Annotated in this window: 10 protein-coding genes; 6 read left to right on the forward strand and 4 right to left on the reverse strand. The window is 72.6% G+C overall.

Translation table 11 applies throughout. The features are described from left to right. Nucleotides 1-105 precede the first annotated feature (105 nt). From ACWGH0_RS06795 to ACWGH0_RS06810, 4 genes are read left to right on the forward strand one after another with little or no spacing between them, the layout of a single operon-like run. On the forward strand, nucleotides 106-2,331 hold the full coding sequence (locus tag ACWGH0_RS06795) for a 1,4-beta-glucanase (RefSeq protein ID WP_453403141.1): 2,226 nt from the start codon (nucleotides 106-108) through the stop codon (nucleotides 2,329-2,331). Between the two features lie 44 nt (nucleotides 2,332-2,375). Continuing rightward, nucleotides 2,376-4,358, forward strand: a complete 1,983-nt coding sequence (locus tag ACWGH0_RS06800) for a beta-galactosidase (RefSeq protein ID WP_453403082.1) — start codon at nucleotides 2,376-2,378, stop codon at nucleotides 4,356-4,358. After that, entirely contained in the window at nucleotides 4,355-6,748 is a 2,394-nt protein-coding gene (locus ACWGH0_RS06805; RefSeq protein WP_453403083.1) for a glycosyl hydrolase family 95 catalytic domain-containing protein, read from the forward strand. The genes ACWGH0_RS06800 and ACWGH0_RS06805 overlap by 4 nt, the downstream gene beginning before the upstream one ends. A 21-nt stretch (nucleotides 6,749-6,769) precedes the next feature. Next, a complete protein-coding gene (locus tag ACWGH0_RS06810) occupies nucleotides 6,770-7,513 on the forward strand; it encodes a GH12 family glycosyl hydrolase domain-containing protein (protein WP_453403084.1) in 744 nt (247 codons plus the stop codon). A gap of 54 nt (nucleotides 7,514-7,567) precedes the next feature. Here ACWGH0_RS06810 and ACWGH0_RS06815 read toward each other — a convergent pair whose 3' ends face one another. From ACWGH0_RS06815 to ACWGH0_RS06825, 3 genes are all read right to left on the reverse strand, one after another. Beyond that, complete coding sequence (locus ACWGH0_RS06815; RefSeq protein WP_453403085.1) at nucleotides 7,568-9,592, reverse strand: glycoside hydrolase family 31 protein; 2,025 nt, start codon at nucleotides 9,590-9,592, stop codon at nucleotides 7,568-7,570. A gap of 210 nt (nucleotides 9,593-9,802) precedes the next feature. Further along, complete coding sequence (locus tag ACWGH0_RS06820; RefSeq protein ID WP_453403086.1) at nucleotides 9,803-10,816, reverse strand: LacI family DNA-binding transcriptional regulator; 1,014 nt, start codon at nucleotides 10,814-10,816, stop codon at nucleotides 9,803-9,805. Nucleotides 10,817-11,065: 249 nt separating this feature from the next. Continuing rightward, complete coding sequence (locus tag ACWGH0_RS06825) at nucleotides 11,066-12,073, reverse strand: NADP-dependent oxidoreductase (protein WP_453403087.1); 1,008 nt, start codon at nucleotides 12,071-12,073, stop codon at nucleotides 11,066-11,068. A 249-nt stretch (nucleotides 12,074-12,322) separates the two neighbouring features. Here ACWGH0_RS06825 and ACWGH0_RS06830 point away from each other — a divergent pair, with 249 nt between their 5' ends. Further along, a complete protein-coding gene (locus ACWGH0_RS06830; protein ID WP_453403088.1) occupies nucleotides 12,323-13,402 on the forward strand; it encodes a hypothetical protein in 1,080 nt (359 codons plus the stop codon). Between the two features lie 184 nt (nucleotides 13,403-13,586). Here the strand turns inward: ACWGH0_RS06830 and ACWGH0_RS06835 are convergent, their stop codons facing one another. Next, nucleotides 13,587-14,987: an amylo-alpha-1,6-glucosidase gene (locus tag ACWGH0_RS06835; RefSeq protein WP_453403142.1), complete on the reverse strand. Its 1,401-nt coding sequence runs from the start codon at nucleotides 14,985-14,987 to the stop codon at nucleotides 13,587-13,589. 517 nt (nucleotides 14,988-15,504) lie between these two features. Between ACWGH0_RS06835 and ACWGH0_RS06840 the strand changes: the two genes are divergently transcribed. After that, nucleotides 15,505-16,542 carry a lactonase family protein gene (locus tag ACWGH0_RS06840; RefSeq protein WP_453403089.1) on the forward strand — a complete coding sequence of 346 codons (1,038 nt, stop codon included), beginning with the start codon at nucleotides 15,505-15,507 and terminating at the stop codon, nucleotides 16,540-16,542. Nucleotides 16,543-16,829 lie beyond the last annotated feature (287 nt).

The raw sequence follows: 16,829 nt of genomic DNA on the forward strand, positions 1-16,829 counted from the left end.
ACCCCGGCGGGGCCCTGCCGTACCTGCCGAGGGCCGGGCACGGCGGTCACCACGCGCCACCGCCCTGCCAGGACCCCCCACCGAAGAGAGGCCGCAGACATGGCCATGTCGTCACACCGCCCCGGCCGGCGCACCGTCCTCGCCGCAGGCGCCGCCGCCGGTCTCACCGCCTGGCCCGCCGCGCACTCCGCCCACGCCTCCCCGGCGGACCGCGCGGCGGGCCGGCCGCCGCAGGCCGCCGCGGCGCAGCCGCACCGCTGGCGCAACGCCGTCATCGGCGGCACCGGCTTCATCACCGGCGTGCTGTTCCACCCCGCCGTCCGCGGCCTGGCCTACGCCCGTACCGACATCGGCGGCGCCTACCGCCGGGACGACCGCACCCGTGCGTGGACGCCCCTCAACGACGGCCTGGGCTGGGACGACTACAACCTGCTCGGCGTCGAGGCCGTCGCCGTCGACCCGCGCGAACCCGACCGGCTCTACCTCGCCCTCGGCACGTACACCCAGAGCTGGGCGGGCAACGGAGCGGTGGTGCGCTCCGACGACCGCGGCGCCACCTGGGCGCGCACCGACCTGCCGGTCAAACTCGGCGCCAACGAGGACGGCCGCGGGGCGGGCGAGCGCCTGATCGTCGACCCGCGCGACAACTCCACCCTGTGGCTCGGCAGCCGTCACGACGGCCTGTGGAAGTCCACCGACCGCGGAGCCGCCTGGGCGCGCGCCGACTTCCCGGCCGAACCCTCGCCGACCGGGCAGGGCATCACCCTCCTCGTCGCCGCCGGCCGGACGCTGTACGCCGGATGGGCCGACGGGGGCCCCACGCTCTACCGCTGCCGCGACGGCGCGACCTGGGAACCCGTACCGGGACAGCCGGAAGGCCCGGCGGCGCGCACACCGGTCCGGGCGGCGTACGACACCACCACGCGCGCCCTGTACGTCACCTTCGCGGACGAGCCGGGGCCCAACGGCCAGAGCGACGGCAGCGTGCACCGGCTCGACACCGCCACCGGCGCCTGGAGCGACGTCACGCCGGTAGCGCCCGGCGGCACCGCCTCCGACGGATCACGTGACACCTTCGGCTACGGCGGCGTCGCCGTGGACGCCCGCCGCCCCGGCACCCTCGTGGTCACGACCAACAACCGGTGGGCCCAGGTCGACACCGTCTTCCGCTCCACCGACGGCGGACGCACCTGGTCGTCGCTGAAGGACCGGGCCGTGCTGGACGTCTCGGAAACGCCGTACCTGCGCTGGGGCGAGCGCGCGCCCAAGTTCGGCTGGTGGATGCAGACCGTCGCCGTCGACCCGTACGACTCCCGCCACATCGTGTACGGCACCGGCGCCACCCTCTACGGCACCCGCGACCTGGTCCACTGGGCCCCCGAGATCCGCGGCCTGGAGGAGAGCGCCGTCCGGCACCTGATCTCCCCGCCCACCGGCAGGGCCCACCTGATCAGCGGCCTCGGCGACATCGGGGTCATGTACCACGACTCGCTGACCGCCTCGCCGTCCCGGGGCATGGCGGACAACCCGGTCTTCGGCTCCGCCACCGGCCTCGCGACGGCGGCCCTGAAGCCCTCGTACGTCGTACGGGCCGGCTGGGCGCCGGACCGCAACGGCGCCTGGTCCGAGGACGGCGGGCAGACCTGGCAGCCCTTCGCCGGCCAGCCGGACATCGCGGCCACGGCGCCGGGGCCCCTCGCGGTCAGTGCCGACGGCCGGGTCCTGCTGTGGTCGTTCGTCCACTGGGACGGCTCGACGCACCCCACCCACCGGTCCACCGACAACGGCGCCACCTGGGCCGAGGCGCCCAGCTTCCCCCGGGGAGCGACCCCGGTCGCCGACCCCGTGAACCCCCGGTGCTTCTACGCCTACGACACCGCTTCCGGGACCGTTCAGCGGTCGGTCGACGCCGGCCTGAGGTTCACCCCCGGCGCCACCGGACTGCCCTCGGGCGACAGCCAGTTCCGGATCGCCGCCGCCCCCGGACGCGAGGGCCACCTCTGGCTTTCCGCCAAGTGGAACGGCCTGTACCGCTCCACGGACGGCGGCCGCACCTTCACCAAGGTCGCCAGCTGCTGGGCCTCGTACACCCTGGGCTTCGGCAGAGCGGCCGAGGGCGCCGGATACCCGGCGCTCTTCCAGGTCGGCGCCACGGGCGAGCAGACGGCCGTGTTCCGCTCCGACGACGAGGCCGCCTCCTGGATCCGCGTCAACGACGACGACCACCAGTGGGGCTGGATCGGGGAGACGATCACCGGCGACCCACGGATCCACGGCCGCGTGTACCTCGGCACCAACGGACGCGGCATCCAGTACGCCGACCCGGCCTGACCCCGGTCGGCCCGCACCCCTCCTGCGACGAAGCGAGTGACGGCATGCCCTCCCTGAACGACGCCACCGGGGGCCGCATCCTGTTCGGCGGCGACTACAACCCCGAGCAGTGGCCCGAAGACACCTGGCCCGACGACGTACGGCTGATGAAGGAGGCGGGGGTCACCTCCGTCACCGTCGGCGTGTTCTCCTGGTCGCGGATCGAACCGCGCCCGGGAGTACGCGACTTCGGCTGGCTCGACCGGCTGCTGGACCTGCTGCACCGGCACGGCGTCGGAGTCGTCCTCGCCACCCCCACCGCCGCACCGCCGCCGTGGATGGGAGCGAGGCACCCCGAGACCCTGCCGCGCGGGGAGGACGGATCGGTGATCTGGTACGGCTCGCGCCAGCACTTCTGCCCCAGCTCACCCGTCTACCGGGGGTTCGCGACAGCCCTCACCGAAGACCTCGCCGCGCGCTACGGCGGCCACCCGGCCCTGCGGATGTGGCACGTCAACAACGAGTACTGCACGTTCTGCTGGTGCGACGAGACCGCACGGCACTTCCGGCGCTGGCTGCGCGAGCGCTACACGACCACCGACGCGCTCAACGAGGCGTGGGGCACCGCCTTCTGGAGCCAGCGCTACGACGACTGGCAGGAGATCATCCCGCCGCGCAGGGCCCAGTACCTGCGCAACCCCGCCTGCACCCTCGACTTCCGGCGCTTCACCTCCGACGCGCTCCTGGAGTGCTACAGCGCCGAACGGGACATCGTCGCGGCGCACACCCCGCACATCCCGGTCACGAGCAACTTCATGCCGTTCTGGACCGGTCAGGACGCCTGGAAGTGGGCGGGGGAGGAGGACGTCGTCTCCGTCGACATCTACCCGGACCCCGCCGACCCGCTCGGGGGCCAGTACGGCGCGATGATCCAGGACATGACCCGCTCCCAGGCACGCGGACCGTGGATGGTGATGGAGCAGGCGCCCGGCGCGGTCAACTTCCGGGGCGTCAACCATCCCAAGCCGCGTGGCCTCGGCCGCCTCTGGTCCCTCCAGGCCGTCGCCCGGGGCGCGGACGCCGTGTGCCACTTCCAGTGGCGGCAGTCCCGGCAGGGCGCGGAGAAGTTCCACTCGGCCATGGTGTCCCACGCCGGCGAACACGGCCGCACCTACCAGGAGATCAAACGGATCGGCGCCGATCTCGACCGGCTGGGGGAGCGGGTCGCGGGCACCGGCGTCACCGCCGAGGTGGCCCTCCTGCACGACTGGAACTCCTGGTGGGCCGACGAGCAGGAGGGCCGGCCGTCCTGTGAGCTGCACTACCCCACGGTCGTACGGGCCTGGCACCGGGCCCTGTGGGACGCGGGCCTGACCACCGACTTCGCCCACCCCGAGCACGACCTGAGCGCCTACCGGCTGGTCGTCGTCCCGCACCTGTACCTGCTCACCGACACGGCCGTCGACAACCTCGTCGCCTTCGTGTACGGCGGCGGCACCCTGGTCTCCGGCTTCCTGACCGGCGTCGCGGACGGGGACGACCGCATCCGGCCGGGCGGCATGGACGCACGCCTGCGCGACCTGTTCGGCATCGCCGTCGTCCACGAGTGGTGGCCGATGAAGGCCGGCGAGGCGGTGGAATGCGACGGCTTCCGCGCCTTCGACGGCACGGTGTGGGCGGAGGAACTGGAAGCGTCCACCGCTGACGCCGTCGCCGTGTACCGCGGCGGCGAACTCACCGGCCTGCCCGCCGTCCTGCGCGACGGCCGCGCCTGGTACGTCTCCACCCTCCCCGAACCGGCGGCCCTGTGCGCACTGCTGACCGAGATCGCGGACGCGGCGGACGTGCGGCCCGTCCTGGCGGACCGGCCCGCAGGACTGGAGGCCGTACGCCGCGGTGGCCTGCTCTTCCTGCTGAACCACGCGCCGGGACCAATCACGGTCACCGTGCCGGGCCACCACCTGGACCTGCTCTCCGGCCGCCGGACCGACGGAACGGTCCGCCTCGAACGCCATGGCGTGGCCGTCCTGGAGGAAGGGCGGCCGTGAGGCACGGGACGTGGGAGCCGGAACCCGCGGTCCGGTGGGAGGACGCCTACCTCAGCGGCAACGGCCGGCACGGCGCCATGGTCTTCGGCGACCCGGCCGACGAACGCGTCGTCGTGACCCACCACACGCTGGTCCGCCCCAACGGCAGCGAGCACCTGGGACCGCCCGCCCTGGCCGCCGAACTCCCGGCTCTCCAGGACGCCTTGCTGGCAGGTGACACCACGGCGGCGGAGCGCTTCGGCGCCGGGCATCCGCTGGTGTGGGTGCAGCCCTTCCACCCCGCCTTCCAGGTCGGTGTACGGCGCGCCGCACACCGATCGCGGGACTACCGCAGGCACGTCGACTTCACCACGGGCGTCGCGAGCGCCGTGGACGGCGACTGGCGCGGCGACGTCTTCGTCTCCCGCGCCGACGACGTGATCGTGCACCGGACGAGCACCCGGCCGGGCGGCCTCAGCGCCGGCGTACGGCTCGACGAACGCCTGCCGGGACTGCCCGAAGGGCTCCGCTTCAGCCGTACGTCGACTGTCGACGGCGGCGAGCACGGCGCCACGGCGGTACTGGTCCTGCGCACCGACTACGCGGACGGACGGACCGCCTTCACGGGCACGACCGTGGTGGCCGTCACCGGCGGCCGCACGGCGCCCACCTCCGCCGGGCTGCGGGTGACCGGTGCGTCCGCGCTGCTTCTCCTGACCCGGGTGGAGCGGCACCCCGCGCGGCTGGACCCGGCCGCGGACCAGGAAGCCGCACTGCGGGCGCTGCTCGCCCCGCCCCCACGCGGCACCGCCCGCCCGGCCACCGCGTCCCCGCCGCCGGACACGCCCACCGTGCCGCGGGACACGCCCACCGTGCCGCGGGCCACCCCCACCGCGCCGAACACCCCCACCGCGCCGCCGGGGATCGCCTCCGTGCCGCCGGCCACCACATCCGCACCGCCGCCGGACACCTCCGCCGAGGTCTACGGCCGGCTCCTCGCGCGTCACCTGCCCCGTCACCGTGACGCCTACCTCCGCGCCGAGCTCACCCTGACGGCCGATGCGGCGGAAAGAGCCCTGCCGGGAAGCGCTCTGCTGCGCCTGCCCGACAGCCCGGCGCTCCTCGAACGGCTCTTCGCCGCCGGCCGCTACCACCTGCTGTCGTCCAGCGGCCTCCTGCCGCCCCGCCTCACCGGCCTGTGGACGGGCGACTGGGACACCGCATGGTCCGGCGCGTTCACCACCAACGCCAACCTCAACCTGCAGATCTCCTCGGCCGCCGCCGGGGCGCTCCCCGAGGTGTCGCAGGCCCACGCGCGGCTGGTGTACGGCCAGTTGTCCGACTGGCGCGACAACGCCCGGGCGATCTTCGGCGCGCGCGGGATCGTCGCGCCCTCGCACACGGACGGGGAGAGCGGCCACACCCGCCACTTCGAACGGGCCTATCCGCTGCACCTCTGGACAGCGGGCGCCGACTGGCTGCTCCAGCCCCTGGTCGACGACGTCCTCACCGGCGGCCGGCCCGACCCCCGTCTGCGACCCGCCCTCGTCGAAGTCGCGCAGTTCTACGAGGACTTCCTCGTCCGGTCGGGACCCGGCGGCCGCCTCGCCGTGGTCCCCTCGTACTCGCCGGAGAACCGCCCCGCCAACGCCGGCTGGGGCACGGTCGACGCCACGATGGACATCGCCGCCGCCCGGCACGCCCTCACCACCGCCGCCGCGTTCGCCCCCGACCACCCGAGCGCCCCCCACTGGCGGGCACTCGCAGAGCGCCTGCCGCCCTACCGCGTCAACGAGGACGGCGCCCTCGCCGAATGGGCCCGCCCCGGGCTGGCGGACACGTACGACCACCGCCACCTCAGCCACCTGTACCCGGTGTGGCCGCTGGACGACATCACCCCCCACGACACCCCCGCGCTCGCCGCCGCCGCACACCGGGCCCTGGCACTGCGCGGCGCCGAGAACGACTCGGCGCACGGCCACCTGCACACCGCACTCGTCGCCGCCCGGCTGCGCGACCGGCGTCTCGCGAGCCGGGCTCTGGGCCGGGTGCTGGGCGGCGACTTCTTCCACGCCTCGCTGATGAGCTCCCACTACCCGGGCCGGGACGTCTACAACGCGGACGCGGCGCACGCACTCCCCGCCGTACTCGTCGAGTGCCTCGTCCAGTCGGCCCCCGACCGCCTGGTATTGCTGCCGGCGGTGCCGCCGGGGTGCCCGGCCGGATCCCTGCGCGGCGTCCGCACCCGGTTCGCGGCCCGGCTCGACCTGACCTGGTGCGACGAGTACGCCACCGCCGCGATCACGTCACCGGCCGACCGGACGATCGAAGTGGTCACTCCGGTCGGCCGCTTCCCCCTGACCCTCGTCGCCGACGAGACACACGTCCTCTCCGTCCCCGGGACGACGTGACCCCCACCCGGAAGGGATTCCATGGAAGGCACAGCACACACCGCACACGCACCCCGCCGTACACGCCGCCGCCCCGGCCTCGCCGCGCTCCTGGCCCCGCTCCTCGCGATGTTCGCCGTCGTCGGTCTCGCGTCCGCCCCCGCCCACGCGGCCGTCTGGCACTCCTCCGACCGCTGGGGCACGTGGAACAGCGGCGGATACACCCTCTACAACAACATCTGGGGCTCCGGGGCCGGCGCCCAGACCATCTGGGCCGACTCGGCCACCGACTGGGGCGTGTGGGCCGACCACCCCGGCACCGGCGGGATCAAGTCCTACCCCAACGCGAAGAAGGTGGTGAACCGCAGGATCAGCGCGCTGTCGTCGCTCAGCTCCCACTACAGCGTCTCCGTCCCGGCCTCGGGCGCGTACACCACCTCGTACGACATCTGGGACACCGCCTACGACCACGAGATCATGCTGTGGGTCAACCGGACCGGCCCGGTCGGGCCGCTCGGCACGAGCCAGGGCAGGGTCACCCTCGGCGGTCACACGTGGGACGTCTACCGGGGCGACAACGGCTCCAACGCCGTGTACTCGTTCCTGCGCACCGGCAACTCCACGTCCGGCACGGTGAACATCAAGGCCGTCCTCGACTGGCTCAGGTCCTCCAAGGGCTGGATCGGTGACGTCACCATCGGCGACGTGCAGTTCGGTTACGAGATCACCTCGTCACCGGGCGGACTGGACTTCGTCACGCACGACTTCGGCGTCACGGCGAGGTGACACCGCGACCGCGGTGCGACCGGCCCTCCCGCCCGGTCGCACCGCGGTCGTCCGTCACCCGGTGACCGGCAGCCGGGCCCCGTCGCGCAGGAAGAGCGGGATCCGGTCCAGCGGCGCGTCGACCGTCACGGTGTCCCCGCCCGTGTACGTCTCGCCCGTCCACGCGTCCGTCCACCGCGCCCCGGCCGGCAGGTACGCCGTACGGCTGGTCGCCCCCGCGTCGAGGACCGGGGCCACCAACAGGTCGGGCCCGAAGAGATAGGCGTCCGCGACACCCCACGCCCGATCGTCCCTCGGGAACTCCATGAACAGCGGGCGCATCGGCGGCAGTCCCTCCTCGTGGGCCGCGCGCATCTGCTCCAGTACGTACGGCTGCAGGCGCTCACGCAGCCCCAGGTACCACGAGAGAATCTTCCCGGCCCGTTCCCCGTACGACCACACCTCGTTCGGCCCGCCCGTCATGGCGGGGCCGAGCGGCATCCCCGGGTCGCGGAAGCCGTGCAGCCGCATCAGCGGGGACAGCGCGCCGAACTGGAACCACCGGACCATCACCTCCCGGTACGCCTCGTCGTCCGGGTCGCCGCCGTGGAAGCCGCCGATGTCGGTGTTCCACCACGGGATGCCGGACAGGGACGTGTTCAGGCCGGCCGCGACCTGCCGCCGCAGGGTGGCGAAGTCGGTGCCGATGTCACCGGACCACAGGGCCGCCCCGTAGCGCTGACTGCCCGCCCACGCCGAGCGGTTGAGGGTGACGATCTCGCTCTCGCCCGCCGCCACCATCCCCTCGTAGAAGGTACGGGCGTTCTCCCGCGGATAGAGATTGGCGACCTCCTGGCCGGGCCCCGCGTGATAGCGCAGATTGGCGGAGAAACCGGGCTTGAGCTCCGGCTCGCAGGCGTCCAGCCAGAACGAGCGGATCCCGTACGGTTCGAGGTAGTTCTCCCGCACTCTGGACCAGACGAACGCGCGCGCCGCCGGGTTCGTGGCGTCGTAGAAGGCCACCTGCACGGGCTCGGCGACCTCCTTGTCGGGCCAGTCGGCGTGTGCCATCGGGCCGTACTCCGTACCGATGAAGTAGCCCCGCTGCTCCATCGGCACGTGGTTCTCGCTCAGCGGCGACACCGACGGCCACACCGAGACGACGAGCCTGATGCCGAGTTCGTCCAGCTCGCGCGTCATGGCAGCCGGGTCGGGCCACTCGGCCGGGTCGAACTTCCACTCGCCCAGGTGGGTCCAGTGGAAGAAGTCGCAGACGATCACGTCGATCGGCAGCCCGCGCCGCTTGTACTCGCGGGCCACCGCCAGCAGTTCCTCCTGCGTGCGGTAGCGCAGCTTGCACTGCCAGAATCCGGCCGCCCACTCCGGCAGCATCGGGGTGCGGCCCGTCACGGCCGAGTAGCGCCGCTGGGCCTGCGACGGGTCGCCCGCGGTGATCCAGTAGTCGATCTGGCGCGCGCTGTCGGCCACCCAGCGCGTCCCGGTGCGCGCCAACTCCACCCGCCCGACGGCGGGGTTGTTCCACAGCAGGGTGTAACCGCGGCTGGAGGTGAGGACGGGGACGCTGACCTCGGCGTTGCGCTGGATCAGGTCGACGACCGCCCCCTTCTGGTCGAACAGGCCGTGCTGGTGCTGGCCGAGACCGTAGAGCCTCTCGCCCTCGTAGGCGGCGAAGCGCTGCTCAAGACGGTGGTACCCGTTGCCGTTGGGGGTGTAGAGGCGGGGGCCGGGCCACCAGAAGTGCGCGCGTTCCTCCGCGAGGAGTTCCCGCCCGTCGTCGGTGGCGGTGAACCGCAGCATGCCCTCGGCGTCGATCCCGGCGGTGATCGCCCCGTTGACCAGCGTGCCGGAGTGGGCGTCCGCCTTGACGGCCGCGTCGGACACCGGGGGCACGTCGAGGAGCGCCCCCGGAAGCGCTTCGAACAGCGGGCCGCCGATGCGCGCGCGGACCCGGACGGCGTCGGGCCCCCACGGCTCGATGCGCACGGTCTCCTGACGTCCGCTCCATTCCAGAACGCCGTCGCGCTCCCGGACGGTTCCTGCGGTGGGCGACGACTGGGCGAGGCCGGGTGACTGGTCCACGGGCGAAACTCCTGGGCGTGAGAGGGCACACGAAGAGCGCTATGGAAGAGCTGCGGGGGAGTGGCGGAGGGGGGCGGACGCTGAACGGTGGGCAACGGGGCGCAGGCGCCGGGCTGTGCGGCGTTCCCGATGCCGGAACGGTCTCCGCTTCCTGGACGGTTTCAGGCTCCTGGGCCGGGCAGTTGCGTGCAGAGCCCCCGGCTCCGGGGCTCAGGCGGAGACGGGCGCCGGACCGCTGCTGGAACGTACGACGAGTTCCGGCTCCAGGAGGACGACATCGTCGTCGCCCCGTCCTTCGATCTTGGCCACCAGCTGTTCGACGGCCTGCCGCGCCATCTCGCGCGCGGGAATGGTGACGGAGGTCAGCCGGACCGATCCCTGGAGCGCCACCTGCTCCGGGCAGATGGCGACCACCGAGATGTCCTCCGGCACGGCGCGCCTGTCCTGGCGCAGCAGGCTGAGCAGAGGCTCCACGGCCTGTTCGTTCTGCACCACGAAGCCCGTGATGTCAGGGCGTTCGGTGAAGATCTGCCCGAGGGCGCCGACGACGGCCGTGTACGTACCCTCGCAGGGGCGGTGCAGCACGCGCAGGCCGAGCTGCCGCGCGCGGCCCCGCAGCCCGTCGATGGTCCGCTCCGCGAAGCCGGTCTTGCGCTCGTACACCGCCGGCGCTTCCCCGATCACGGCGATCTCGCGGTGTCCCAGCCCGGCCAGGTGCTCCGCGCAGAGCGCGCCGGCCCGGGCGAAGTCGAGGTCCACACAGGTCAGGCCGGTGGTCTCGGCCGGCAACCCGATGAGCACGGCGGGCCGGCCGCTCTCCCGGAGCAACGGGAGCCGGGCGTCGTCCAGTTCCACGTCCATCAGGATGATGGCGTCGGCCAGGCCGCTGCCCACCACGCGGCGCACAGCGGCGGGCCCCTCCTCGCCGGTGAGCATCAGCACGTCGAACCCGTGCTCACGGGCATGGGTGGCGACCGCGATGGCGATCTCCATCATGACCGGTACGTACATGTCCGTGCGCAGCGGCGTCATCAGGGCGATGATGTTGGACCTGCTGCTCGCCAGGGCCCGCGCCCCGGCGTTGGGGTGGTATCCGAGCTCCTTGATGCTGTGCTCGACCCGTTGCTTGGTGACCGCGGAGATGGTCCTCTTGCCGCTGAGGACGTAGCTCACCGTGCTGGCGGAGACTCCGGCATGCTGCGCCACGTCGGCAAGGGTGACCATCTGATCTCCAGGTGATGAAGCGCTTCGACAGCGCACTGTGCACCGGTCTCTTGGCTGGTCGTTCACAGTAATGCGGCCAAGTGGAGGCTGTCCAGAGCTCGAATCGAAGCGCTTCGATATGGTCCCGTGAAACAGGTGGTTCGGTGCGGCCGCCGGGCCCGTCCGCCGCAGGCCCGGCAGCCGCACCGCCAGGGGAGCGGAATCCCCCCGCTTCCGGTCCGCCGGCGTACGGTCCGGCCGCCCCGGCGGTCAGCCCAGATCCAGCACCAGCTTGCCGACGTTCTCGCCGCGGAAGAGCATCTGCAGCGTCTCGGGGAAGTCGTCCACGGTTCCCTTCACCACGTGCTCCTTGACCTTGAGCCGGCCGTCGCCGATCCACCCCGCGATCTCCTGCGCGGCCTGTGCGTAGCGCTTGGCGTAGTCGAAGACCACGAAGCCCTCCATGCGCGCGCGGCGGACGAGCAGGGTCAGGTAGTTGGACGGGCCCTTGACCGGCGTCGCGTTGTTGTACTGGCTGATCGCGCCGCAGACCACCACACGGGCGTGCATGGCCAGCCGGGTCAGCGCCGCGTCGAGGATCTCCCCGCCGACGTTGTCGAAGTAGACGTCGATGCCGTCGGGGGTCTGTTCGCGCAACGCGCGCTTGACGTCGCCGGCCCGGTAGTCGATCGCCGCGTCGAAGCCCAGCTCGTCGGTGAGCAGCGCGCACTTCTCGGGTCCGCCGGCGATGCCGACGACGCGGCACCCCTTCACCTTGGCGATCTGTCCGACCATGGTGCCGACCGCGCCCGCCGCGCCGGAGACGACGACGGTCTCCCCCTCCTTGAGGGCGCCGACGTCGAGCAGGCCGAAGTACGCCGTCATGCCGGGCATGCCGAGAGCGCCGAGGTACGTCGAGGGCGGCGCGAGCGAGGTGTCGATCTTCAGTGCGCCCTTGCCGTCGGAGACGACGTGCTCCTGGACCCCGAACGTGCCGACGACGTGATCGCCCGGCTTGAAGTCGGGGTGCTCGGAGGCGGTCACCTCGACGACCGACCCGGCCCGCATCACTTCGCCGAGCCCGACGGGCGGGAGATAGGACGGACGGTCGTCCAGCCAGCCGCGCATCGCCGGGTCCAGTGATATGACGCGGGTCCTGCCGGCGAACCGGCCGGGACCGGGAGCCTCGACCGGTACGGAGACGTGTTCCCAGTCGGTGGCCTTGACGTCACCCTCGGGGCGGGCCGCCAGGCGGATCTGGCGGTTGGTAGCAGACATGGAGCCTCCCTGATCGTCCATCAACCCCACGACCATACCGACCAGTAGGTACGCCTGTGTCTGTGATCTGCGCCACTTGCGCTCCGCGCCCCGGCTCGGCACGAGCAGCGTTGGCTCCGGACCGCCGCCGGGGCGGCTGTCGGGGCGACCGGCGCGGCTGCGTCTGCAGTCCCGGTTCCACCGCACGGCCGATTCCTCGACCTTCTGACGCCGACGGGGACTGTCAGTGCGGTCGGCTACCTTCGGAGCATGTCGATCACCGCACAACTGCGCGACTCGGTGAGCCTGCCGGGTGGGGGCGCACTGGTCAACGGGTTCGCCTTCGAAACCCGCGGAAGCGGGCCGAGCCGCGCCCTCCTGTGGAACGGGCATGAGCTCGAGGTCTACGACCTGTACGACATCTTCGCGGGGGAACGGGCGCCGGCCGCCGTCTTCCCCGCGCCCTGGCCCGGGTGGGACCGCGGCGCCCACTCGGTGAGCCCCGACGACACGTTCGCGGTGTTCTCCGGCCAGCGCGCGGTTCGGGCCGTCGGCGTGGGAGGCCGGACGCTGTGGGAGTACCGGCACGGTTGCTGGGGGTCCGAGACCGACCATCCGCACACGGGGGACGAGCAGCAGGTGTGCCGCGGCCTCGAGCACGGCTCATGCCGGGTCTCCGACGACGGCCGGCTCGTCTGGGCGCACGTCGTGGTCGAGCCCGCGGTGGGGGACCGGCAGGAGCGCTGGGTCGTCCTGGACGCCAGGAACGGAAACGAACTGGCCCGGCTGCCGCTGGACAGCGCGGCCTCCGGCTCACAGCACCTCTCCCACCCCGACGGTGTCCACATGGGTCTGTGCATCGGCATGGGACAGGACGGCGTCCTGCTCCACTGGGCGCGCTGGGACGGTCGGGTACTCACCGGCTGGAATCTCAACGACACCATGGACCGCATCCTGGCGGACGCCCACCCGGCGCATCCGGGCTTCCTGACGGTCGAACACTCGGGAGAGGACCTGGCCCTGCACGCCCTGGACGGCACCGTGCTCGCCGAGGCGGCGCTCGAACCGGCCGACGACGAGGACCCGCCCCGCTGGGACTACGGCTGCGGATTCGTCGACGCCGACACCGTCATCGCCTCCACGGTCGACGCCGACGAAGACCCGGAACAAGCCCGCCACTGGCTGCTCGACGCCCGCACGCTGGAGATACAGGGAACGGTCACGTATCCCGCGGGCCCCGTCGACAGCTACGTACGCCCGCTCGGCGACGGAACCTGGCTCACCTACGACGACACGACCGAAACCCTCCACCGCTGGACCGGGACTCCCTCCGGCCCGAACCCGCACTGAACCACCAGCCGTCCTCGGCCCTCGCCGGCCCGCGCCCCGAGGGCGGCAGCAGCGGACGGACGGCCCGCAGCGCGAGGCCGGTCCACGCCTTGCCCGGCCCTCGCGGACGATGCGGCTCCCGAGGGGTCGGTCCTGCCGTGGGAAATTCTCTTAAGTGCGCCGGGTGTTCGACCCGTTGACGCCCTTACCGGGGGGCCGGAGTCCGGGTGAGGAGGTCCAGGACGGCGGCGGCGGTCCAGCTGAAATGCCTCGTGCCGCAGGCCCGTCCGGTCCGTGGATCGACGTACTCGGCGAAACCGGACGCGCCGGCCGTGTCCAGCACGGCCTGCCGCACGGTGTCGGCCAGGTCGGTCATGCCGTGCTCCCGCAGCCCCCGCTCCAGCAGCCAGTTGACGTTGAACCAGGCCGGCCCGCGCCAGTAGCGCGAGGTGTCGAACGCCGGGTCCCGCACGTCGAAGCTGGGCACCAGCCGCGTCGTGCTGCCGAGGCCGAAGTGCCGCCCCGTCATGGTCCGCACCAGTGCCCGGGCCACGGACTCCGGCAGGTCGGGGACCACCAGCGGCACCAGGCCGGTGACGCTCTTCTCCGGAAGCGCGGCACCCGTCCGTACGTCCCGGCAGAGGAAGAGTCCGGCGTCCTCGCTCCACAGCCGCCGCGTCAGCGCCGCGGTCAGGCGGCGTGCCCGCGAACGGTGGTGCTCCGCGTCCTCTCCCAGCTCCTGCGCGATGTCGGCCAGGGCGTACTCGGACAGGATGAGCAGGGCGTTGAACCCGGGGTCCTCGACCACGAACGCGTGCTGGGCGCCCTTGTCGCGGTAGCCCCCGTCCCTGTACTGCGCAGCCAGGCTGACGTAACGGCCGTAGTCGAGGTCGGTGGGCCGGTCGGAGGCCGCACCGTGACTCAGGTCGGCCCGGCGGAACGATCCGGCGGGCGCGGGCTCGACCCTGCCGAGCGGCCCGTCCCAACAGGGGCTGTTGTCCATTCCCGACTCCCACGGGTGAAGTACGGCGGCGAGCCCGTGGCCACCGAAGTCGCGGCAGTCGGTCAGATAGTCGTGCCAGGCGGTCAGAGCCGGACGGACTCGCTCAAGGAACCCCCTGCGACGTGACGCGTCCGGATCACTGCGGTGAACCAGCAGGGCGGCCAGCGCGTGTACGGGTGGCTGCACGATGCCGGACGTCTCACGGGCGACGGGCGCGCCCGCTTCCCCGCCTGCGGTGGAGGACCGCCAGAAGTCGGGACCGGGGAAGTACGCCTGGAGCGGCACGGCGGGATTGAACACGATGTGGGGGATGCGGCCGTCGGCCCATTGGGCGGCGAGGAGCGTCTCCAGCTCCTGCTGGGCTCGTTCCGGCGACACGTGACGCAGCCCGATCGCGATGAAGGCGGAGTCCCAGCTCCACTGGTGCGGGTAGAGGCTGAGGGACGGAACCGTCGACGCGCCGGTCCAGTTGTCCGAGAGGACCTGAGCGGCCGCCCGCCGCAGAACGTCCCGGCGCGCGGTGTCAGGAGCGGTGGGAGCGGGTACGGAGACCGGCCCCGCCTGCGCGGGAACGCGGGCACTGAGCGCGGTCGGCGCGGGCAGGGGGAGCTCACTGTCGGTGAGTGCCTCGGGGACGGCTTGCCCGGGGACAAGCGGGTCGCGGGTGACGCCTTCCACTACAGGAGCTCCAGATGCTTGCTTGGGCCGCGCTGGCTAGGCGAAAGGCTACGCACTGGACGTGGGTGAAGCGTACGGGTCGGGAGAGTGATATTTCCGACATTGGCATGGAAGTCGTTGCGGGCTTGGGCATCTGGGGCCAGTGCGACAGGGGTTCTTCCGTAAAGGCGGAAACGCTCGGCCCTTCGTCGCGCCAGGCGTAAAACGCGTGCCCGCCCGTCGCGCGAGACGGAAGCACACGCCCGCCCGCCCGGCCGAGCTCAGCGGCTCCCATGCTCCCGGCCATCGAAGCCCGCCCAGTGATACGGGTCACGTCCGGTGCGGGCTACGCGTAGGGCAATGGGGGCCACTCACTCGCGAGGTCGGCGTGTGGCGCCGCTCACACCCCCGGGGCGTGCCTACAGTGCCCAGCCAGTCGTCCGCAACAGAAGAAGGGCCCCCTGTGCGCTGGGCATACATCGGTTCGTTCACCTCCGGCGGTGGCCGCGGCATCACGGTCGCATCCGTCGACGCGGCGACCGGGGCGCTGACCCCGCGTACGTCGGTCGACTCCGTCGCCAACCCCTCCTGTCTCGCCCTCGACGCGGCGAGCGGAGTCCTCTACGCCGTGAGCGATACGGAGCCGGGCGCGGTCGCGGCCTTCCGTATCGGGTCGGACGGCGGCCTCACCGCCCTCGGCCCTGCGGTGTACGCGGGCGGCCGCGGCCCCACCCACCTCAGCCTGGCCGGCCGACGCCTGCTCACCGCCAACTACGGCTCCGGCAGCGTCAGCAGCTTCCGGACGAACCCGGACGGCAGCATCTCGGGGCCGCCCGCCGTGCTCGAGCACCACGGTTCCGGTCCCGACGGCGAGCGGCAACAGGGGCCGCACGCCCACCACGTGCTGCCGGACCCGAGCGGCCGTTGGGTGCTCACCGTGGACCTGGGCACCGATTCGGTCCGGGTGTGCGCACTCGACGAAGCGTCGGGCGCACTCCGGGTACGGGCGGAAACGCCCCTCCGTGCCGGGTCGGGCCCGCGTCACCTCGCCTTTCACCCGGCCGGCGACGTGGTGTACGTACTGCACGAGCTGGAACCGCAGATGACCGTGTGCCGTTTCGATCCGGCGTCCGGGGAGCTGGAGTCGTTGGCCGAGGTCGCCATCGACCCGGAGGGCGCCGCCGCAGGGGAGCGCCTGTACCCCTCCGTGGTCTCCGTCCCGTCCGACGGGCGCTTCGTACGGGCCGCGGTGCGCGGCGGCAACACGATCCTGACGTACTCCCTCGCCGACGGCGCCGAGAAGCCCCGGCTCACGAGCAGCGCGGAATGCGGCGGGGTGTGGCCGCGCGACCTGGTGGCCGACCCCTCGGAGCGCCGGCTGTACGTGGCCAACGAGTGGTCGGGGGACGTCACATGGTTCGACGTCGACGCGGAGAGCGGCCGGTTGAGCCGCGCCGGCGCGGTGGAGATTCCGGCCGCGGCGTGCGTGGTCTTCGCCTGACCGACGCCGGGGACGTGCCGCTTACGAGGTGCCCTGCGACGACGCGAGTCGGCCTTCGCCGTGCCGCCTTCCTGGCCGTCGGCGCCATGCGGTCGTCCTCAGCCGTCAGCCCTCAGCCCTTGGTCACGGCCTGAGGCCGGGTTGGGGCCGGCTGCCGAAGAAGCGTTACTAAGCGGACCGGTGCGGAGCGCAAGGGCCGGCCCCGCTGCGAAGGCCGACCGCAGGATGCCCGCCCGGGATGGCGCCACGCACACCCGAGGCCGTGCCCTGGCAGGTCCCGTACGCGG

The sequence above is a fragment of the Streptomyces sp. NPDC054887 genome (assembly GCF_053610585.1).

What these genes read in the sequence shown, in the direction of transcription:
- ACWGH0_RS06795 (WP_453403141.1), top strand. Translation starts at nt 106, where the DNA reads ATGTCGTCACACCGCCCCGGCCGGCGCACCGTCCTCGCCGCAGGCGCC.
- ACWGH0_RS06800 (WP_453403082.1), top strand. Translation starts at nt 2,376, where the DNA reads ATGCCCTCCCTGAACGACGCCACCGGGGGCCGCATCCTGTTCGGCGGC.
- ACWGH0_RS06810 (WP_453403084.1), top strand. Translation starts at nt 6,770, where the DNA reads ATGGAAGGCACAGCACACACCGCACACGCACCCCGCCGTACACGCCGC.
- ACWGH0_RS06820 (WP_453403086.1), bottom strand. Translation starts at nt 10,816, where the DNA reads ATGGTCACCCTTGCCGACGTGGCGCAGCATGCCGGAGTCTCCGCCAGC.
- ACWGH0_RS06825 (WP_453403087.1), bottom strand. Translation starts at nt 12,073, where the DNA reads ATGTCTGCTACCAACCGCCAGATCCGCCTGGCGGCCCGCCCCGAGGGT.
- ACWGH0_RS06830 (WP_453403088.1), top strand. Translation starts at nt 12,323, where the DNA reads ATGTCGATCACCGCACAACTGCGCGACTCGGTGAGCCTGCCGGGTGGG.